Source organism: Hankyongella ginsenosidimutans, assembly GCF_005144965.1.
Classification (GTDB): domain Bacteria; phylum Pseudomonadota; class Alphaproteobacteria; order Sphingomonadales; family Sphingomonadaceae; genus Hankyongella; species Hankyongella ginsenosidimutans.
This window is the reverse complement of the sequence record NZ_CP039704.1, coordinates 409,925-429,325: the sequence shown is the minus strand read 5'-3', so window position 1 is coordinate 429,325 and position 19,401 is coordinate 409,925. Positions and strand designations below refer to the sequence as shown.

The 19,401-nt window shown below is 67.0% G+C and carries 20 protein-coding genes and 4 pseudogenes; all 24 read right to left on the bottom strand.

What is annotated here, in order from left to right:
- Positions 1–86: 86 nt before the first annotated feature.
- Positions 87–365 (bottom strand): hypothetical protein, encoded by a 279-nt coding sequence (locus E6W36_RS02520; RefSeq protein ID WP_222873643.1) that lies wholly within the window; start codon positions 363–365, stop codon positions 87–89.
- A complete protein-coding gene (locus tag E6W36_RS02515; protein WP_222873642.1) occupies positions 326–1,309 on the bottom strand; it encodes a hypothetical protein in 984 nt (327 codons plus the stop codon). The genes E6W36_RS02520 and E6W36_RS02515 overlap by 40 nt, the downstream gene beginning before the upstream one ends.
- Complete coding sequence (locus E6W36_RS02510; protein WP_222873641.1) at positions 1,285–1,623, bottom strand: Wzz/FepE/Etk N-terminal domain-containing protein; 339 nt, start codon at positions 1,621–1,623, stop codon at positions 1,285–1,287. The genes E6W36_RS02515 and E6W36_RS02510 overlap by 25 nt, the downstream gene beginning before the upstream one ends.
- A gap of 137 nt (positions 1,624–1,760) precedes the next feature.
- Positions 1,761–2,397 (bottom strand): annotated as a pseudogene (locus tag E6W36_RS02505) (XrtA/PEP-CTERM system exopolysaccharide export protein).
- 223 nt (positions 2,398–2,620) lie between these two features.
- Positions 2,621–3,788 (bottom strand): annotated as a pseudogene (locus tag E6W36_RS02500) (pyridoxal-dependent decarboxylase, exosortase A system-associated).
- A 60-nt stretch (positions 3,789–3,848) separates the two neighbouring features.
- Positions 3,849–5,398: pseudogene (locus E6W36_RS02495) on the bottom strand (acyl-CoA ligase (AMP-forming), exosortase A system-associated).
- Positions 5,399–5,840: 442 nt separating this feature from the next.
- Positions 5,841–6,365: a GNAT family N-acetyltransferase gene (locus tag E6W36_RS02490; protein WP_246048039.1), complete on the bottom strand. Its 525-nt coding sequence runs from the start codon at positions 6,363–6,365 to the stop codon at positions 5,841–5,843.
- A 98-nt stretch (positions 6,366–6,463) separates the two neighbouring features.
- The gene (gene trxA / locus E6W36_RS02485) at positions 6,464–6,787 is read right to left on the bottom strand and encodes a thioredoxin TrxA (RefSeq protein ID WP_222873640.1); all 324 of its coding nucleotides are present in this window, start codon (positions 6,785–6,787) and stop codon (positions 6,464–6,466) included.
- A gap of 267 nt (positions 6,788–7,054) precedes the next feature.
- Positions 7,055–7,360, bottom strand: coding sequence for a PD-(D/E)XK nuclease family protein (locus tag E6W36_RS02480; RefSeq protein WP_222873639.1), 306 nt, complete (start codon positions 7,358–7,360; stop codon positions 7,055–7,057).
- Entirely contained in the window at positions 7,272–8,072 is an 801-nt protein-coding gene (locus tag E6W36_RS02475) for a 3'-5' exonuclease (protein ID WP_222873638.1), read from the bottom strand. Before E6W36_RS02475 ends, E6W36_RS02480 begins: the two co-directional genes overlap by 89 nt.
- A complete protein-coding gene (locus tag E6W36_RS20185) occupies positions 8,045–8,977 on the bottom strand; it encodes a 3'-5' exonuclease (protein ID WP_222873637.1) in 933 nt (310 codons plus the stop codon). The genes E6W36_RS02475 and E6W36_RS20185 overlap by 28 nt, the downstream gene beginning before the upstream one ends.
- Complete coding sequence (locus tag E6W36_RS02465) at positions 8,886–10,241, bottom strand: UvrD-helicase domain-containing protein (protein WP_222873636.1); 1,356 nt, start codon at positions 10,239–10,241, stop codon at positions 8,886–8,888. Before E6W36_RS02465 ends, E6W36_RS20185 begins: the two co-directional genes overlap by 92 nt.
- A gap of 90 nt (positions 10,242–10,331) precedes the next feature.
- On the bottom strand, positions 10,332–10,742 hold the full coding sequence (locus tag E6W36_RS20180) for a RecB family exonuclease (RefSeq protein WP_281277587.1): 411 nt from the start codon (positions 10,740–10,742) through the stop codon (positions 10,332–10,334).
- Complete coding sequence (locus E6W36_RS20175; protein WP_222873635.1) at positions 10,670–11,200, bottom strand: PD-(D/E)XK nuclease family protein; 531 nt, start codon at positions 11,198–11,200, stop codon at positions 10,670–10,672. The genes E6W36_RS20180 and E6W36_RS20175 overlap by 73 nt, the downstream gene beginning before the upstream one ends.
- Positions 11,092–11,331: a hypothetical protein gene (locus E6W36_RS02450; protein WP_222873634.1), complete on the bottom strand. Its 240-nt coding sequence runs from the start codon at positions 11,329–11,331 to the stop codon at positions 11,092–11,094. Before E6W36_RS02450 ends, E6W36_RS20175 begins: the two co-directional genes overlap by 109 nt.
- A gap of 69 nt (positions 11,332–11,400) precedes the next feature.
- Entirely contained in the window at positions 11,401–11,856 is a 456-nt protein-coding gene (locus E6W36_RS02445) for a hypothetical protein (protein WP_222873633.1), read from the bottom strand.
- A 184-nt stretch (positions 11,857–12,040) separates the two neighbouring features.
- Positions 12,041–12,295: a hypothetical protein gene (locus tag E6W36_RS02440; protein ID WP_222873632.1), complete on the bottom strand. Its 255-nt coding sequence runs from the start codon at positions 12,293–12,295 to the stop codon at positions 12,041–12,043.
- Positions 12,296–12,300: 5 nt separating this feature from the next.
- Entirely contained in the window at positions 12,301–13,104 is an 804-nt protein-coding gene (locus E6W36_RS02435) for a PD-(D/E)XK nuclease family protein (protein ID WP_222873631.1), read from the bottom strand.
- A pseudogene (locus E6W36_RS02430) lies at positions 13,097–13,851 on the bottom strand (nucleotidyltransferase family protein). Before E6W36_RS02430 ends, E6W36_RS02435 begins: the two are co-directional and overlap by 8 nt.
- Positions 13,852–13,938: 87 nt before the next feature.
- Entirely contained in the window at positions 13,939–14,859 is a 921-nt protein-coding gene (locus tag E6W36_RS02425; RefSeq protein ID WP_342776765.1) for an aminoglycoside phosphotransferase family protein, read from the bottom strand.
- A gap of 91 nt (positions 14,860–14,950) precedes the next feature.
- On the bottom strand, positions 14,951–15,310 hold the full coding sequence (gene tsaE, locus E6W36_RS02420) for a tRNA (adenosine(37)-N6)-threonylcarbamoyltransferase complex ATPase subunit type 1 TsaE (RefSeq protein WP_246048037.1): 360 nt from the start codon (positions 15,308–15,310) through the stop codon (positions 14,951–14,953).
- A gap of 40 nt (positions 15,311–15,350) precedes the next feature.
- A complete protein-coding gene (locus tag E6W36_RS02415) occupies positions 15,351–17,309 on the bottom strand; it encodes a PAS domain-containing sensor histidine kinase (RefSeq protein ID WP_222873630.1) in 1,959 nt (652 codons plus the stop codon).
- 156 nt (positions 17,310–17,465) lie between these two features.
- Complete coding sequence (locus E6W36_RS02410; protein ID WP_222873629.1) at positions 17,466–17,696, bottom strand: hypothetical protein; 231 nt, start codon at positions 17,694–17,696, stop codon at positions 17,466–17,468.
- A 254-nt stretch (positions 17,697–17,950) separates the two neighbouring features.
- Positions 17,951–19,348, bottom strand: coding sequence for an adenosylhomocysteinase (gene ahcY, locus E6W36_RS02405; protein WP_222873628.1), 1,398 nt, complete (start codon positions 19,346–19,348; stop codon positions 17,951–17,953).
- Positions 19,349–19,401 lie beyond the last annotated feature (53 nt).

Sequence of the window (19,401 nt, the reverse complement as noted above, 5' to 3'; positions counted from 1 at the left end):
GGTTGCTTCCTTGGTCGGGCGGCGACGCTAGATGGCTTTGGACGCCTGGATGCTCTCGATCGTGAGCAGCACGGCGAACACGCCGATCAGGACGAGAAAGGCGACGGCGAACGCCCCAGTCGCAGGCGCTCCTGTGCGCGCTGCTGATCGTTGAGGATCGCCGAGACGCTTCCCAGAACCGGCAGACTGGTGATGTTCTTCAGGTTGCCGACCGTGATGAACGTCGTGTGGACGTGGCTCATGGCGGCGGCGATGCCGATCCCGAGCAGCAGACCCGCCAGCGTCACGCCGGAGAGCAGCAGCGGGCGGTTCGGCGCCACCGGTTTCAGCGGCACTTCAGGTGGATCGACGATGCGGAACTGCACCTTGTCGGTCGTGGTCTCGACCTTTGCGCGACCAGCGTCTGCTCGCGCGAGGCCAGCAGTTCCTGATACTTGCGCTGGATGACTTCGTAGTCGCGATTGAGTTTCGAGCGCTCGGCCTGCAGCTCCGGCGAGGTTTCCGCCTTGGACTGCTGCTCGTCGATTTCACGGCTGATGGCGGCGCGACGCGAGGTGAGGGCGGCGATTTCGGCGTCCTTGTCGAACAGCCGGCTGCGCAGGTCAACATAGACCGGGTTGGCCTGGGTCGGCCCCGTGCTTTCCTGCTTGGCAGATTTCGGCTGCGCGGCAGCCTGCTTGCGTTCCGCGACTTCCTGCGCCTTCAGGTTCTCGATCTGGCGCCGCGCGCCGACGACATCCGGATGCTGTTCGGTGTAGCCGCGGGCCATTGCATCCGAGACCTGCTGCTCCAGGGCCCGGATCTGGCCTTCCTTCGACAGCGGGTCGATCGTCGATCCGCCAGCGACCGGCGGCGCATAATAGCCGGCGGAGATGTTCGCGGGCACGCTGGCGAGCTGTGCCGCCAGCGCCCGGCGCGCGCTCGTCGCCTGGGCCAGCGAGCCGTCGACGGTGTCAAGCTCGCGCCGCAGGGTCTGGAGCTGCTGCAGGAAGTTGGCCGACTCAGGCAGGCGGCCGAGGTTCTTGGTCTCGAAGTCGGCGCGGCGGCGCTCGGCGGCTTCGAGCTGCTTTTCGTATTCGTCGATCTGCTCTTCCAGGAAGCGGCGCGTCTCGTTGTAGACGTCACGCTGGCCGCTCAGATTGTCCTCGACGAAGATGTTGATGAGGTTCTGCACCACGCGCTTGGCGAGGTTGGCGTTCTCCGCCTTGGTCAGCTTCGGGTCGCCGGACTGGAAGGTGAGGGTGAACAGGTCGTCGCCCTGGCTTTGCAGGGTGATGTTCTGGGTCAGCTTCGTGAACAGCCGCTCCATTTCGGAGGGTCGTCCCCGACCGTGAGGTCGAGGTCGGTGCGCCGGATCACCTTTTCCAGGTTCGGGCGCGATACCAGCGTGCGGCGCACGATATCGACCTGGCGCATCGGGTTCACGTCGTCGGTGCCGAGGATGCGCGGCAGCACGGTGTTGGTGTCGACGAAAATGCGCGCCCGCGCTTCATAGGTATCGGGGATGGCGGCGACCACGCCCCAGCCGATCAGGCAGACCACCCACATGGCGGCCAGGCCATACAGTCGCTTGCGCCAGAGCAGATACAAGGTCGTCAGGAGCTGGTCGTAGACTGACTGCATAAACCCTACTCATTCCCTCACCTGCGGCCGTAAGCGGCGGCAGGCGCGCTTCGATTCGAACCGCCATTGATATCGCACAAGTGCGAACCAAAGGTTGCCGGCCATGCCAGGCGCTGCCCCAGCGCCCGGCGTATCGCCTAGAAGAAGCTCTCCGGCACGATGATCACGTCGCCCGGTTCGATGCGGACGTTCGCCGAGGTCTTGCCGTCCTTGAGCAGGCTCTCCAGCCGCACCCGGAACTCCTTCTGCGCGCCGGTCGAGCGGTCGAAACGCACCAGACGCGCGCGATCGCCCGCCGCGAACTCGGTCAGACCGCCAACCGAGATCATCACGTCAAGCAGCGTCATGTTCGCACGGTACGGGATAGCAGCCGGGTTCGTCGCTTCGCCCACCACGCGCACCTGCTGCGCGAACGGTCCCTGGAAGCCAGTGACGATCACCGAGACGATCGGGTTTTGGATGTATTTCGCCAGTTCGCCCTCGATATCCTTGGCGAGTTGGGTCGGGGTTTTGCCGGTGGCCGCCATGTCCTGGATCAGGGGCACCGTGATGCGGCCATCCGGACGTACGGTCACGCCAGTCGAGAGTTCCGGGTTGCGCCACACGAAGATGTTCAGCGCATCGAGCGGGCCGATGATGTAATCGGCCCGGGCCTTCAGCAGGCGAAACGAAGGCTGCCGGCGGCAGGCTGTCCTTGGCGCTCGAGCAGGCGCTGAGCAGCGCAATCGCGCCCAGAAACGCTGCGCGGCCTAAGGTTTTCAGGCGAAGTTTCACGGTCCGTCCCCTCCTGTTGCGGACGCAGCCAACGCACTGCGTCCAAAGCACTTCTGTAACCGACTGCGTAAAGCCTAACACAAGTGAACAAAGCGTAAGCACAGCTTAGCCGACGGCATTTTTCCGCCACTTCGCTCACGAAACCAGCCTGCGCCAATCCGGCGGCAAAATATTGTGTGCCCTTTATAAAGGCAACCCCAGAGTGTTGCACTGCAAAGGATCGTCAGACAAGCCGCTCCGCAGGTTCGGGATGGCTGAGGAACCGGCCGGGACTCGCCGTGGCGCCATAAGCGCCGGCAAGAAATACAGCGACAATATCGCCGGCATCCGCATCGGGCACCGGAATTTTTCCCCAAGTTTATCAAGCGGCGTACAAAGGCAGCCGACGACAGACGCCGTTCCCGTCGCCGGTTGCGTATACTTGTTCGCTATTGCAACAGGGTAGTTTCGGCGGATCGCCTGCCCAAAGTTGCCGCTTGCCGCGAGCTGATGATGCAGGCCGCCGTCGGTGATCAGGAACGTTTCCCCGCGCGACTGTTTCTTTTCCACAACACGTGTGAGGTAGACTCCGGCCTCCGCGACCAGGTAGCGGCCGAGTTCGAGCACAATCGCCGCCTGCGCCAGCGCCGGCTCCTTGCGCGCCAGCCGCGCGTGCAGGCTCTCGCCCAGCCGCGCCAAGTCCAGTGGTCTGTCCTGCGGCGTGTAGGGCACGCCCAGCCCGCCGCCGATGTTCACGTGCCGGGGCGGCCGGGGCGCATGCTCGGCCAGCCGCGCCGCCAGTGCGAGAGAGATCCTGCGCCTCGGCGATCGCGTCTGCCGAAAGGTTCTGCGACCCTGCAAAGATATGAAAGCCATGGAAATCGACGCCCAGCGCCGCCATGCGCGCCAGCAGGGCCAGCGCCTGGTCGGTGTCGACCCCGAACGGCTTCGCGCCGCCGCCCATGCGCATGCCGGAGCCTTTACCTCGAAGTCCGGGTTGATGCGCAGCGCCGCCTTCAGCGGCAGGCCAAGCGCTGTGGCGATCCGGGCTGCGCGCTCCAGTTCGCCCGCGCCCTCAATGTTGAGAATGATCCCGGCCTGGATGGCGGCGGCCAGTTCCGGGTCACGCTTGGCAGGCCCCGCAAAGCTGATCCGCTCCGGCTGCACGCCGCTGGCAAGAGCAACGCCGAGTTCGCCGGCGGATGCGACGTCCAGCCCGTCGGTGAGGCCGGCCAGCAGGTTGACGACTGCCGGCAACGGGTTGGCCTTTATGGCATAATGCAGGTGCACCTCCGCCGGCATGGCCGCGCGCAGACTGCGGACGCGCGCCGCGATCAGGGCGCTGTCGTAGAGGAACAGGGTGTGCCAAGCTCCGCCGCCCAGTCCGTGACCGGCCGACCGCCGACTGTCAGGCACCCCGGACGTGCCGTAGCCGTCCGGCCAGGCGCGTGGTTCGCCGTGGGTGGGCGCGCTCATGCCTCACGCTCCGCGCGCGCGGCGGCGGCAATTGTCGGACGATCCAGCTTGCCATTCGGATTGCGCGGCAGGCTCTCGCGCCAGATGATGTGGCGCGGCAGCATGAAGCCGGGCAGGGCGCGGGTCATCGCTGCCGGCAGCCCGGCCTCGGCATCGGCCATGTCGGCGACTGGCGCTGCCACCAGCACGATCGCCTCACCGAGCGCCGGGTCCGGCACGCCCAGCGCCACGCAATCGGCGACCAGACCGCTGGCGTAGGCCGCTTCCTCGACCTCTGTGGGGCTGACCCGGTAGCCGGAGGTCTTGATCATCTCGTCGTCACGGCCGACGAAGGTCAGGAAGCCGTCGGCATCCCGCACCGCCTTGTCACCGGACCAGACCGCGCGCTCGCCCGGCGCACGCGGCCCGGCAGCGGCCGGCGGCTCGCGGAAGCGCGCAGCGGTTCGCTCCGCATCGCGCCAGTAGCCCTGCGCCACCAGCGGGCCGAGGTGGACGATTTCGCCCGGTTCGCCCGGGTCGGTCAGGCTGCCGTCCGGCCGGCAGACATAGACTTCGGCGTAGGGGATGGCTTTGCCGATCGAGTCCGGTCGCGCGTCGACCAGCGACGGGTCGAGATAGGTCGAGCGGAACGCCTCGGTCAGACCGTACATGAGGAAAATGCGGGTATCCGGCAGCAGGGCGCGCAGCCTGCCCAGCACGGCGCGCGGCATGCGCCCGCCGGAATTGGTGATGGCGCGCAGGCTCGCGCGGGCGTCGTCCGGCCATTCGGCGGCGGCAAGCTGGCTCCACAGCGGCGGCACCCCGAGCAGGGTGATGCCGTCGCGCGCGACGGCCCGCACCACGTCGCGCGGCGTCAGATAATCGATCAGGCTGACGCAGGCGCCGGCCAGAAAGCCGCAGGTCAACTGGTTGAGGCCATAGTCGAAGCTGAACGGCAGCGCTGCAAGCAGCCGGTCGGTCGCCGTCACCGCCAGATACTGCCGCACGCTGTCGGCGCTGAGCAGCAGGTTCCGGTGCGAGAGCATGACCCCTTGGGCCGCCCGGTGCTGCCGGAAGTGTAGAGGATCGCCGCCAGCCCATCGTCGAGCGCAGCGGGCGCAAAGTGCCTGGGCGTGCGCCTGGCATCCGCGGCCGGGCCTGGCCAGGCGCGCGACAGGGCATCCGCGTCGATGCTGTAGACGGCGCGCAGACCCGGCGGCAGCGCCTCCGCTTCCCGTAAAGCGGCCAGCCGGGCGGCGACGCTCACCAGAATTTCCGCACCGCTGTCCTCCAGGATGTGGCGCACCTGCGGCGCTTTCAGCACCGGATTGACCGGCACAACCACCATGCCGGCACGACTGGCGGCGAACAGCGCCGCAACCGTCTCTGGAGTCTTGGCGAGATAGACTGCGACCCGTGCGCCCGGTGCCAGCCCGAGGGCGCGCCAGTCCTGCGCCGCTGCCTCCACCATGCGGTTGAGCTGCGCATAGGAAATCTGCGTACCGCGCCAGATCAGGGCGGGCGCGTCTGAGTCTTGCGCCAGAAGATCGTCGAGGGTGCGGATCATGACGCCGCGTCTAGAGCCTTTCCGACTGAGATTGAGGCACTTGTGTTGGAGTGCCTTAAGCGAAAGCGATAAGAAAGGCTCTCACTCTTTGTGTAGACCCTTTTGATTGAATCACTTTTGGTAAGGCAATCATAAACGGGAAGGGTCTCGCAGGTTGCTGAAAAAGTGGTTTCCCGCACTCCAAACCCACAGCCGTCACCCCGGCCCCTAACGGGGATAAACTCCGGCCGGGGTCCATGGCTAACACCTTATATTCGTTGTGTATATAAGCGCCCATGGATTCCGGCCTTCGCCGGAATGACGAAATGGGACTGTATTATTCCGCTTTTTCAACAGCCTGCTAGAGCGGTTTTCGATCCGATCAAATCAGATCGCCGCTCTATGTTTTTGTTTTGCAGCGATTTCTTAACCAGAAGATGAGTCCATCTGCTTGGAAATCGCTCTAAGCGGCCTGTTCGGCGGAGAGGTGCAGGCCGAGAACATCCGCGTCTTTCGGCAGGACCATATTGGCATGCAGCGGCAGCGCCAGCACCCGCTCCTGCTCGACCGGGCCCGGCAGGCGCCAGCCGGCAGTCTGCGCGTTGCTGAAGCCGAAACGCGCATAATAGTCCAGATCGCCGACCAGCATGATGAGCGCATGGCCGAGCGCGCGGGCGCGGGCGATGCCGTCTTCGATCAAGGCAACGCCAATGCCTTCGCCCCGCCGCGCCGGCTCCACGGCGATCGGCCCAAGCAACAGCGCTTCCTGTGCGCCATGCGCCATCGCCAACTGCACATGCCAGAATTCGATGGTGGCAAGCAGCATCCCATCCGGCCCGATGGCGACCCGCTGCAAAGCCCGGCAAGGGCTAGCCGCCTCGCGCAGGCGGTAGGCCGTGCGCAGATGCCGGTCAGGGCCGAAGCTGCGATCGAGCAACGCTTCAACGGCAGAGCGGTCGGTCGGCGCGGTCGCGCGGATCTGGTGCAACGTCAGGGAACCTCCTTACAAAAGAGGCGCGCCTTGACCACATCCGCGCGCGCGATGCAAGCGGTTATCCGGCTTGGCGGCCGGAAGAAATCGCAGGGTCAGGCAAGCGCCGATTCAAGCCATTTCTTGATGTCGGACTTGGGCGCTGCACCGACCTTGGTGGCGGCGACCTTGCCGTCCTTGAACAGGATCATGGTCGGGATGCCGCGGATGCCGTATTGAGTCGGCGCAACCGGGTTTTCATCGACGTTCAGCTTGCCGATGGTCACCTGGCCCGCAAGCTCACTCGCCAGTTCCTCAAGCGCCGGGGCGATCTGCTTACACGGGCCGCACCATTCGGCCCAGAAATCCACCAGTACCGGACCGGATGCGCCCAGCACATCGGTGGCGAAATTCGAATCGGATACCTTGATCGAGGACATATGCTTCTCCTGCAGGGGCCTGCATTACGGTTCGTTGCGCACAAGCTAGTGGGTTACAGTGCAGCCTTCAATCCATGTGATTCACACGCGCCGTTCTCGATTTTGCAACTGTGAGCGGCTTATTGTTGTGCTTGTTCCAGAACTGGAAGGTGCACCAGTCGAGGGCCGGCGGTCCAGAGCAAGAGGGGCTGTATACGCCGCTTGGGGAAAGCCAGCGCCAGCGCCCGTGCATAGGCATCCATCTGAGCGGCGATCGCAGGCGGCAGCTCAGGGGATCCGCAGGCTGGTCTTGAAGTCGATGAACTGCACATGGTCAGCGGCGATCAGCAGGCGGTCGATGCGGCCCTGAACCACCCGGTCGCCGAGGATCGCCGCAACGGGGGCTTCGGCGAACGCTTCCGGCCCGAACAGCGCCTCCAGACCCGGAGTCTCCAGGACGGTCAGCGCTTCTGCCGCCATGGCCTCCCGCTCCTGCGCAGAGAAGTCAGCGGCCTGGCGCGCCAGCCATGCCGTGGCGCGTGCAGCCCGTTCCGCCGGGGGTACCGCGGGCAGATGCTCGAACAGGGTGTGCAACAGGCTCCCGCGGCGTGCGGCGCGCGGGTCGCCACCCGGTGACGAGGCAGGGCTCACGCTGGTGTAATCGCGAGAGGGCGCAAGGGGCGCGGTGGCGCCGGTTCGGGCGCGGGTGCGCGGCGCACCCAGCCGGGCAGGGTCGCCTCTGCTGCAGCGGCAACTTCGAGAGGCGGAGGGTGGGAAGCGCAGCGGCTTGCGCTGTCTCGTGAACCAGAACGTCGCCCCAGAGCGGATCAGCCATCGTTGCAGCGCCCAGACCTTCCAGCGCCGCCCGGACCACGCCATACCAGGGATCCGCCCCGTCGGCCTTCCTCGGCTTCCAGCCGGCGACGAACAGCCAGTCCTCGGCACGGGTCAGGGCAACATAGAGCAGGCGCCAATGCTCCTGCCGCTGTTTTTCCGCTTCAACGGCGTAAGGCTGAGCCAGCGGGCCGACGAACCGGCTTTTGCCGCCCGCCCAGAGCGGCAACTGGCCCTTGAGCAGGACATGGTCGACCTGCGCCTTGAAGGGCCGGCTGGCGTCGGCCAGAATGACGATTGGCGCCTGCAGACCCTTGGCACCATGCGCGGTCATCAACCGCACTTCGTCGCGCGGGGCGTCCGGGTCGCGTTTGATGTCGCGCTCGCTGGCTTCCAGTTCACCGAGAAACCCTTGCAGCGCCGGGCTGTTGTCGGCCTCGAACTTCAACGCCAGATCGAGCAGTAGAGCCAAGGCCGGCTGCGCCTCGAGCCCCAGTCGCTGGTAGAGCCGTTCGGCTCCTGCAATGGCCCAAGCACATGCGCCAGAAACTCGTAGGGCGCGGTCATGTCCGCTGCCGCCAGCGCCTGCCCCAGCCAGGCGGCCGCTTGTGCGGCCTCAGTGTCCTGGCTTGTCTGAAGGGCTGTCCACAGGCTGCCCGGGCGCGCGTGGGCGAGGCACATCAATCGGTCTTCCGACCAGCCGAGGAACGGCGACTTCAGCAGCTCGGCCAGGCTCAGGTCGTCGGCCGGCTGCAACACGAAGCGCAGCAGCGCCATGACGTCGCGGATGGCGGTTTCCTGCAGCAGTTTCACCCGGTCGTGCCCGGCGACGGGAATGCCGGCAGCGTTCAGCGCTGCAATCAGCGCAGCGGCGATGGTGGTACGGCTGCGCACCAGCAGCAGGATATCGCCGGGGCGGATCGGGCGGCCACGCGCGGGCAGCAGGGTCCTTGCCTCCAGCCAGGCCTTGATCTGTTCGGCGATCCGGCTTGCAAGCTGCAGTTCGGCGTCCGGCTCCCACATCAGGTCCTGATCCGGGGTCCAGTCGGCCTCTTCGGTCTGCGCCGCCTCGACCATCGGCCAGAGCACGACCCTGCCGCCTGATCGGAGCCGGGCAGGCTTGTGCACGGGCGAGGCTGCATCCTGACCGAGCGCTGCCGGCCCGAGGTCGGTCAGCACCTGGTCCACCACCTGCAGCACAGCCGGTGTCGAGCGGAACGAGGTCGCAAGCGGCAGGGATGTAAACGGGACATTCGCCGCTAGCGCGCGCGCGCCAAACGCCGCTTCAGCCGCCAGGAACGTCGCGGGATCGGTGCCCTGAAAGCCGAAAATCGCCTGCTTGACATCGCCGACCGCGAACAGGCTGCGCGGCCTCATGCGCGCCGGCACCGGCGAAATATTCCTCGACCAGCGCGCCGACGATCCGCCACTGGGCATCGTTGGTGTCCTGCGCCTCGTCGACCAGCACATGCTCGATGCGCTGGTCGAGCTTGTAGCGTACCCAGTCGCCGGCACCGGGCATATGGAACAGGCGGGCGGCGCGCTCGATCAGGTCATCGTAGCGCATGGCACCGGTCTGGCGACGCCGGCGCTCGAACCCGCCGCCCAGCGCATGGATCAGCCGCAGATGCGCCGCCCCGGTCTCGGCCGCCTCGAACAGGGTCAGCGTCTCGCGCATGGCCTGCAGCGCCGCTTGCGCCTGGGCGCACAACGCTGCGAGGTCAGGCTCGGCGGCCTTGCTGTTCTCCGTCGGCTTCAGGGCTCTGGGTTCATCATCCTCCTTGAAAAACAGAGCCATAACCGTATCGATGTCCCCGGCCGGATCGGGTGAGGCGAGCCAGTCTGCGAGTTGCGCTGCCTTCTGCTTTTCGGCCTTGGTGCCAGCGTCCCAGGCAGCGCGGATGCGTGCGAGCAGGGCCGGCGCATGGTCGCCGCGCGCCAGCGCATTGGCCAGCCAATCGCCGGGCGTGCCGTCCTGCGGCAGGCCGAGCAGATGACGCACGGCTGGCTCGATGGTCGCAGCGTCGGGCAGCGCCTCCAGCACAACGCCGGTGTGCTTCGAGAGCTTGACCAGCAGTTTGGCGAAGCTGTCGACGCCGGTTGCGACCCGTTCCAGGTCCTCAAGCAACTGGCGGTCGCCGTCCCGCTCGGCGCGGGCGATGGCGGCGCTGGCCACCTCCTTCAGCGCCTGGGCGGAGTCCTCGTCGTCAAGGGTATGGAAGCCGGGTGGCACATCGGCCTCAAGCGGGAACGCCGAAAGCAAGGACTGGGCAAACGCATGCAGCGTATCGACGCGCAGACCGCCAGCGGCGTCGATGCAGGTGGCGAACAGGGTGCGCGCCCGCGGCATCTGCTCCGGCGGCGCGCCGAGCCCTGCAAGTTCTGCGGCAAGCGCTGCGTCGTCCGCGCGCGCCCAGCGACCGAGCGTCGCGTAAAGGCGACGGGTCATCTCAGCGGCGGCGGCGCGGGTGAAGGTGAGGCAGAGGATCGCCTCCGGTGCTGCGCCGGCCAGCAGCAGGCGCAGAACGCGTCCGGTCAGAACCTGGGTCTTGCCGGTGCCGGCGGACGCCGAAACCCAGGCATTGAGCGCCGGGTCCGCGGCCTGCGCCTGTGAGGGCGTCAAGGCGGGCGGCGCGCTCACCGCCGCCACTCGCCAAGGCGGGCCAGATGGTCGTACTCGTGACCCTGCGCATAGTCGGGCTTCACCTTGCAGGAAAGGGCGCATCGCCCTTCAGGAAATGCGCGATGGCCTGACGCAGACGCTCCTCGGTCTTTGGCACCCAGGCGTCGAGCGGCAACTCTGTTTTCTTATTGTGGAGTGTCGGGTCTGAGATGGCACCAGGCGCGGTGCGCGATCCCGACAGCCGCCAGTAGGCCAGCGCTGTAACTTGTGCGGGGTCTTGTCGGCCGAGAAGCCGCCGCGCTGGGCGATCAGGGCCAGAAGCGGCAGTTGCGGGGCGTAGCCATATTGGCGCTGGTCGAAGTTGGGTGGCTGACCGGTCTTGTAGTCGACGATCCGCCAGGCACCGGTCGCATCGACGTCAATGCGGTCAGCCTTGCCCTTCAAGATCACGCCGTCGATCTCGGTCTGCCCGCTCGCCTCGAAGCGGCTCGGGGTCCACATATCCTGCTCGCGGCGCAGCGCCTCTGCCGCGAATGCGGCGATGCGCTGGAGGCGTGGGCGCTGCAGCGCCAGATACAGCGGCTCTGCGCCGAGTGCGCGCAATTCCCCTGGAGCAGCGCCTCAAGCGTTTGCGCAATCCAGAGTGCGGGCGGGTGGTTGTTGAGCCAGAGTTCGAAGGCCTTGTGGATTGCCGTGCCGCGCTGGGCCGGGTTCGGGTCCGCATCGACCGGCTCCAGCTCCTGCAGCTTCAGGATTTTGGCCGCATAGAAAGCGTAAGGATCGGTCGCCAGCTTTTCGACCTGGGTGACGCTGATGACCTGCGGGCGCATGGCGCGGGGCGGGCAGGGCAGCGGCGGCTCGGCCGGCGTCACGCGCTCGGGCTGGTCCAGCGCACGCGCCAGCGCCAGCAGCCGGTCGTCGGTCGGCAGCGCGCCGCCGGCAGCAGCCGCCAGGCGCAACCAGAAACGCGATGGCACGGTCGCCCCTCGGCGTTGCGCTCGGCGCGGGTCAGCAGCACGGCGCCGTCGCCGCCGACCGCCTGCGCAAAGTCGTGAGCCGCCTGGCCGATGCGGCGCTGGTCGGAGGGCAGGCCGAGTGCGCGGCGCATGCCGGGCTGAGCCAGGGTCGGGGCGGATGGTCTGCGGCCAGACGCCTTCGTTGAGGCCGCCCAGAATCATCAGGTCGGCGCGGCTGAGGCGCGCTTCGATCGGCCCGAGGATCGACAGCCGGGGTGGCGGCCGAAGGTCGGCCGCACCACCGCGCCATCCAGCAGGGCCGCGAACGCCGCCGGGTAATCGAGCGGCTCGACCGCGCGCAGGCCGGCCGCAGCCCTGAGCACGGTGTCCAGCAACAGGCTGAGCATCCGCCCGGCCTCGCCCGCCCACAGCTGTTCCGGGTCGGCCAGCTTCTGGGCCGCATCCAGGTGCTGGCGCAGCAGCGCGTCCAGGCTGTCGGCGCGCATGGTCGGGAACGCTCGTGCGAACGCGGCCCAGCTTGCGGCCTCAGCCGGGCATGCGCGTGCGATGAGCGCCGCGATTGCCGGCAGTCCGGCCGGGGGCGTACGCCGCGCAGGGCAAGGTCGAGCGCATGCGCCAGCCGCCGGGTGCGCGCCCGATCGCCGCCAATGGCGCACAATGGGTGCTTCAGCAACGCCAGCAGCGGTTTGGGCGCGAAGCCGTCCGCCTGCGCCTCGGCAAGCAGCCGCAGAAACACCGCCGGCGGAGCCAGCGCCAGCGGCTGCCCGGCGGAGCTGTCGATCTCGACTGCGAAGCGGCGCATGACGGCGATGACGCGGCGCGCGAGCACGGGGTCCGGCGTCACCAGCGCCGCGGTGCGGCCCGGCGTCTCGAGCGTTTCGCGCAGCGCCAGGGCGATGGCCAACGCCTCTTCCTCCTCGGTCGCGGCCTCAAGCGTATGCAGGCCATCCAGCGCCGGGGCGCCTGGTCGCGCCAGCGGGCGGTTGCGAAGGCGGGCAGCATGGCGCGCTGCACGAATACGTCGCGCGGCGTCGCCGGGGCGCTGTCCGGCCAGGGGTCGACCTCGCCGCGGGCGACCTCCAGCCGGTCAAGCAACTGCTTCAGGCCATACTGCGGGTGTTGCTCGGGCAGTGCGTCCCAGACCTCCGCATCGAGGGGGCATCCATGGCTGTATCCAGGCCCGGCAGCACGACGCAGCCCTCCGGCAGCCGGGCGATGGTGCGCAGCAGCGCGGCCGTTGCCGGCACCGATCCGGTCGAGCCGGCGGCGATCGCCGGCCACGGCGGCGGCGACTCCGCCCAGCGGCGGGCAAGCGCCAGGGTCAGCCGTGCCCGGCGGTCAGCGGCATCGATCTGCTGTCGCCTGGCAAGCGTCTGCGGCCAGTCGACCAGCACCAGGTTCAGGAAGTCGAGCGCCTGCGTCCAGTGCCCGGCCAGCTCGGGCGGCAGGGCGGCACGCACCTCGGATGGTGACAGGCCTTCGGTCGTCAACTGGTCGAGCGTGCGGCCAAGGGCATCGGCCAGGCGCAGCGCCTCCGCCAACGGGGCCTCGTCCCGACCCTGACGGACCAGCCAGCCGCGCACTGCCTCGGTCAACAGCAGCCGGCGCTCGACCGGTGGGATCGCCGGTGGAACATCCGGGTCCAGCGTCTCGGCAAAGCCGTCCGACCCTTCATCTTCATCGATATCGCCGAGCGCCGCCATGCGCGGCATCAGCAAAGCCTGCCCCGGCGCATGGCGGATGAGCGCCTGGGTCAGTGCGCGCACGGAGCGGCGGTTGGGCAGAAACAGGCGGGTGCGCGCCAGGCGTTCCGGCGGCGTTCCGACCAGATGCCGGGCCAGCGCATCGACGAAGCTTTGCCCGGCAGCAATCGAATAGACGCGCGGCCGGGCGGCCTCAGGCACGCGCCAGCGCCGCTTCGGTCTCTTCGATCGCGGATGCCGTGCCGACGTGATACCACAGGCCGGCGTGCTGGGCACCGAACAGGCGTCCTGCCTCCATCGCGCGGTCGTAGAGGAGGTTCAGCGAGAACGGCCCTTCGGGAAGATCCGTGAACAGGCGCTTGCTGAGGATCTGGATGCCGCTGAAGACATAGGGTGCCAGGCGTCGCTCGACCCGGCGGCGCAGGCGGCCCATCTGGTCCATGTGGAAGTCGCCGGCACCTTCGTAGCCCTCGGCGCGGGCGTAAGGCACCAGCAGCAGCAGCGCATCCATCACGCTGTCGTCCCACTGGCTGGCGAGCTGACGCAGCGCGTTCGCCGCGCCATCGACCCATAGATTATCGGCGTTGATGACGTAGAACGGGTCGGCGTCGATGAGCGGCAGGGCTTTCGCGACGCCACCGCCGGTTTCCAGCAACTGTTCCCGCTCGTCGGAAATCACGATGCGCAGCCGTTCGTCAGCGCGCTTCAGGTGCGCTTCCAACTGGTCCGCGAGATAGTGGACATTGACCACGGCGGTCTCGACCCCGGCGTCCGCCAGATGATCGATCACCCAGTCGATGAGCGGTCGCCCGCCGACCCGGATCAGCGGCTTCGGTCGCGTGCGGGTGAGGGGCGCATGCGCTGGCCGAGCCCGGCGGCGAGCACCATGGCGGTCGCAGGAATGGGGCCTTGCGGCATCAGGCGGAAACGGCTGGGCAGGGCAGTCATGGGATCGGTTGGGTGCGTATGTCTGTCGGTAAGTGAGTCGAGAACCACGTCTGTAGCATGCGTAATGTAGGGTAGGCCAGATTGCGCTCAGAGTCGCCACATCCGGGGAATGTGCTTCAGGTAGCCCGGTTTGCCATCGCGACGGTGGAGGCGGACGAACACGCCCAGAATTCGGGTGGCGCGCTGGGCACCCCAGAAGGCGTAGGCGGCCTCGAACAGCGGCGCATCCAGGTCCGGCCGGGCCGCGCAATAGCGCGCGCGCATCGCTGCCTCGATCTCGGCGGGGACATCGCGTCGCGCGTCCTGCAGCAGCGAAACCAGATCGTAGGCAGCCGATCCGCGCCGGGCGTCCTGGAAATCGAGTACACCGATCCGTCGCAGCCCCGTGCGTTCCGGCAGCCAGAGCAGGTTCGGCGAGTGGTAGTCCATCTGCACCAGCCGCAGCGGGTCGCCATCCAGCGCTGCCAGTGCCTGCGCCCACAGGCCTGTGAATTCCGCCCGCAGCGCCTCGGGCACCTCGGTGCCGGTCAGCGCCGGCCAGGTCCAGTCCAGCAGCAGGTTGACCTCGAACAGCGCGCGCGATGCGTCATAAAGCGGCAACAGGTGCGGGGCGTGCAGTCCCGGCAGCGCCTCGGGAGGCTGCTCCGCATGGAGTGCCGCGAGCACATCGGTGGCAGCGGCATAGAGATCGGGCTCCGAGGCTCCGTGCGCCAGCGCTTCGACGACCAGTGCATCGCCCAGGTCCTCTAGCAGCATCAGGCCCTGCTCCGCGTCCGCGCCGTAAATCGACGGCACGCTGACCCCTTGTGCTGCGAGATGGGTGCCAACGGCCCAGAACGGCAGGATGGTCTCATGCGGTGGCGGCGCGTCCATCAACACGGCGGTGCGGCCGTTGCGATGCGCCCGGAAGTAGCGGCGGAACGAAGCGTCGCCGGCAAGAGGCCGCACCTCGGCACTGCCCCAGCCGCAACGGGTCAGGAAGTCGTGTGCGGCAGGAGGCGCCGTCATCGTAGCGAGCATAAGCGGACAGCATCCTGGAGGGCGGGACGGGCCAGTGGCGAGTCCTCGAGTGTGAGAGTTCGTGTCGTTTCATCGCCGGTCAAGGCCAACCGCAAGTGCAGCGCGTGCGCCGGCAGGCTGGCCCCAGCCGCTCAGGCCACTCGATCAGGCACAGCGCGGTATCGTAGGCTTCCTCCAGTCCGAGCTCCAGGGCGTCTTCCGGCGCATCGAGCCGGTAGAGGTCGACATGCCAGACGGGGAAGGCGAAGTCGTAGGTCTGCACCAGGGTGAACGTCGGGCTGGGCACATCTTCTTCAGCGCCCAGTCCCTGCAGGATGGCGCGCGCGAGTGTGCTTTTGCCCGCGCCGAGGTCCCCATGGAGCGCAAGAAGGTCGCCTGGGGCAAGAAACGGGGCCAGGCGACGGCCAAACCCGATTAACTGCGTCTCGTCGAGGATCATACGAGGGTGGGCCGGTCGTGCATCCAAGCGTCCGCCGGCACTATGCGCGGCAGATTGACCCGCACCGTCGTGCCCATGCCGGGACTGGAGGTGAGCGACACGCTGCCGCCGTGCAGCGCCACGAACTGGCGCACCAGGAAAGGCCCAGGCCGACGCCGGTCGCATTCGGGATGTTGCTGCCGCGCTGGAAGCGCTCGAACACCTTGTCCTGTTCATGCTCGGCGATGCCGATGCCGGTGTCGGCGACGTCGATGGTCACGCCGTCTTCGTCGCCGACCGCATGGATGGCGATGCCGCCAGGCGGCGTGAAGCGGATCGAATTCATCAGCAGGTTGTAGAACGTCTGTTTCAGGCGGCGCTCGTCGCCTTCGATGTTCCCGGCGGACGGGGCGACATCGAGCGTGAACACGAGCGCATTCGCATGCATCTGGTCGTCAACCATGTCGGCGGAGGATTTCAGCAGATCCGCGATGGAGAGCTGCGCCGTCTCCAGCGCCAGGGAGCCAGCCTCGGTGACCGCAAGATCGAGAATGTCGGAAATCAGCAGTTGCAGGCGCTCCGCAGACAGCAGGATCGAGCGCACATAATCCGCCTGCTGGTTGTTGAGCGCGCCGTGATAGCCTTGGTCGAGCATCTGGGCGAAGCCGGTGATGCTGGTGAGCGGCGTGCGCAGTTCGTAGGACATGTTGGAGACGAACTGCGATTTCAGCTTGTCGGCCGCCTCGAGTGCCTCGCTGCGGTCGCGCAGCGCCCGCTCGATCCGCTGGCTGTCGGTCACGTCCAGATAGGTGACCAGCGCATCCCCGTTCGGCAACGGCACGGCGCGATAGTCCAGGGTCTGGCCGCCCATCAGTTCCAGGCGGCCCTCGACCGCCCGCCGGCCGACGGTTGCGTGCCGGATGATATCGCTCAGTTGCCGGGGTTTGGTCTCTGGTGAGACTGTTCTGTCCACGAGCGCGCTCAGGGCGTCGACATGCGGCTCGTCGCTCAGTTCGGAGAGGGTCAGGTCGAAGTGGCTGGCAAAGCCGCTGTTGTAGAGCTTGAGCCGCCCGTTGGCCGAGAAGACGGCCACGGCCTCGTGCAACTGGTTCAGCGTCGCCTGATAGGCTTTCAGCACGCTGTCCCGCGCTGTCGCCAGGTGAAGCTGCTCCGATTGATCCTCGAACACCAGGATCAGGCCGCCCATCGGATGCGGCTGGACCACAACGCGCAGCACCGTTTCGTCGGAAAGTACCCAGGTCTCCTCGCGCGGTTCGAGGATGTCGATGAACCAGGTCTGCAGGTCGCGCTTCCAGGCCGGGAAATCCCGCTGCTCCGGCAGGCGCCGGCGCTCACGCATGTGGTCCAGCACTTCTGAGAAGGGCGGCCGGTCATCCAGGCGCTCGTTGTGCAGGTCGAACAGCCGCACGAAAGCGGTGTTATGGAACACCAGCGTCCGGTCCGGCCCGAAGATCGCGACGCCCGCGGAAAGCTGGTTCAGCGTTTCGTTGTGCGCGCGCACATGCCGGCTCAAGTCGGCGCGGGCTTCCTCGCTCTCGGTGATGTCGATCGCGAAACCACCGACGCCATCCTGCGCCAGCGGCACCTCGATCACGCGCAGGGCGCGGCGCTTGCCAGCGATCACCGCGCTTTCGACATGGGTCAGGACGCTGTTCAGATCGAGCGCCTGCTTCGCCGATTTATCCGGGGCCGGTGCGCTGGCGCTGGAGATCAGTTCCAGCGACTGATGGATGACGGCGTCGGCGTCCGCAGCTTCAACGGCGCGGACATAGGCGGAGTTGACCTGCTGCAGTTTCAGCGCGGCGTCGCGGCGCCAGACGGGAAATGGCGCCGCCTCGAGCAGCGCGGTCGCCGCCGAGACCTGACGTTGCAGCGCGTCCCGTTCCGCGCGCAGCGTCACCATGTAGGATTGCGCGTCGGTCTGGTCGAGAAACCAGATGACGACCGAGGAGTCGCCTGCGACCTGCGGCGGCGCAAGCCGGCCCTCCGCCAGGAGCATCCTGTCACCTCGCAACGGGCGCACCATGCGCGTGAAGGCGGCCCTGACGCGCGCGCCGCCTTGATGTCGTCGCTGAGCGCCAGGTAATCCGCCTCGCACAGGCCACTCTGGGTCTCGGGATCCGGCGCGAGCTGGTCCAGCGTGGCGATGCGCTGGTCAAGCGAAAGCCAGCCGCGCAGCGACCTGAACCGACGGCGACATTCCCCGTCGCCACGAGATAGCGCCAGGTGTGGTGGAGATCAGTGCGCGCAGACGCAACGCCCAGGCCCGTGCCGCGCGGGCGCGCTGGCTGGACCTGCGGCTGCGGAACAAGGCCCAGACGGCCAGAATGAACCAGGTCGTCACCAGCAGGATGGTGATGGCGACCTGAACGGAAGAAACCGCCATGGGGGTGCGTATAGGGTCGACCGCCCACGCGGGCCAGCTTAGAAACGTGTTACTTGCGAGGAACAGGCGCGCCGTCATCGTGGCAGACCATAGCCCTGGCGCGCGGGCCTCGGCAAGCAGCGGCGCATCGGGCGGATGCGCCGCTGTTCCGGATTAGAGCGGTTTTCGATCTGATCGAATCAGATCGCCGCTCTATGTTTTGTTTTGCCACGATTTCTTAATCGTCAGATGGTGCCATCTGACTGGAAATCGCTCTAGTAGCGGTAGTGTTCCGGCTTGAACGGACCCGATTGCGCGACGCCGATGTAGGCAGACTGCTTCTCGGTCATTTTGGTGAGCTTGACGCCCAGCTTTTCAAGGTGCAGCGCCGCGACCTTTTCGTCCAGGTGCTTGGGCAGGGTGTAGACCTTGTTCTCGTAGCGGTCGCCATAGGCCCACAGCTCGATCTGCGCGAGCGTCTGGTTGGTGAAGCTCGCCGACATCACGAAGCTCGGGTGGCCGGTCGCGCAGCCAAGGTTCACCAGCCGGCCTTCCGCCAGCAGGATGATGCGCTTGCCGTCCGGGAACTCGATTTCGTCGACCTGCGGCTTGACGTTGTGCCACTTGAAGTTCTTCAGGCCCGCGACCTGAATTTCGCTGTCGAAGTGACCGATGTTGCAGACGATCGCGCGGTCTTTCATCGCCCGCATATGCTCGACGGTCAGCACGTCGACGTTGCCGGTCGCGGTCACGAAGATGTCGGCACGGGGTGCTGCATCTTCCATGGTGACGACCTCGAAGCCTTCCATGGCGGCCTGCAGGGCGCAGATCGGGTCGATTTCGGTGACGAGTACGCGGGCGCCGCCGTTGCGCAGCGAGAACGCCGACCCCTTGCCGACGTCGCCATAGCCAGCGATGACTGCGACCTTGCCCGCGAGCATCACGTCGGTCGCGCGGCGAATGCCGTCAACCAGCGACTCCCGGCAGCCGTAGAGGTTGTCGAACTTCGACTTGGTGACGCTGTCGTTGACGTTGATGGCCGGGAACGGCAGGCGGCCGTCCTTCGCCATCAGGTACAGGCGGTGAACGCCGGTGGTGGTTTCTTCCGAGACACCCTTGATGGCATCGCGGCACTTGGCGAAGAAGCCGGGGTTTTCCGCGTTCACGCGCTTGATCAGCGCGAACAGCACTTCTTCTTCCTCGTTGGATGGATTGGCGACCTTCGAGGGGTCTTTCTCGGCTTCCGCGCCCAGGATGATGAGCACGGTCGCATCGCCGCCGTCGTCCAGAATCATGTTCGGCGTGCCGCCGTCGCCCCACTGGAACAGTTTCAGCACGAATTCCCAGTATTCTTCCAGCGTTTCGCCCTTGTGCGCGAACACCGGAATTCCGGCCGCGGCGATGGCCGCCGCCGCCTGGTCCTGGGTCGAGAAGATGTTGCACGACGCCCAGCGGATGTCGCCGCCCAGGGCTTTGAGCGTTTCGATGAGCACGGCGGTCTGGATGGTCATGTGCAGGCAGCCGGCGATCCGTGCGCCCTTCAGCGGCTGGTCGCCGCCGAATTCGCGGCGCAGTGCCATGAGGCCCGGCATCTCGGTTTCGGCGATGGCGATCTCCTTGCGACCCCAATCGGCGAGGCTCAGGTCCTTAACGGCGAAATCGGTGAACGACATGGGCAGAAATCCTCAAATACGGGCGCGCAGCATCGCGCCCCAGTCGACAATGC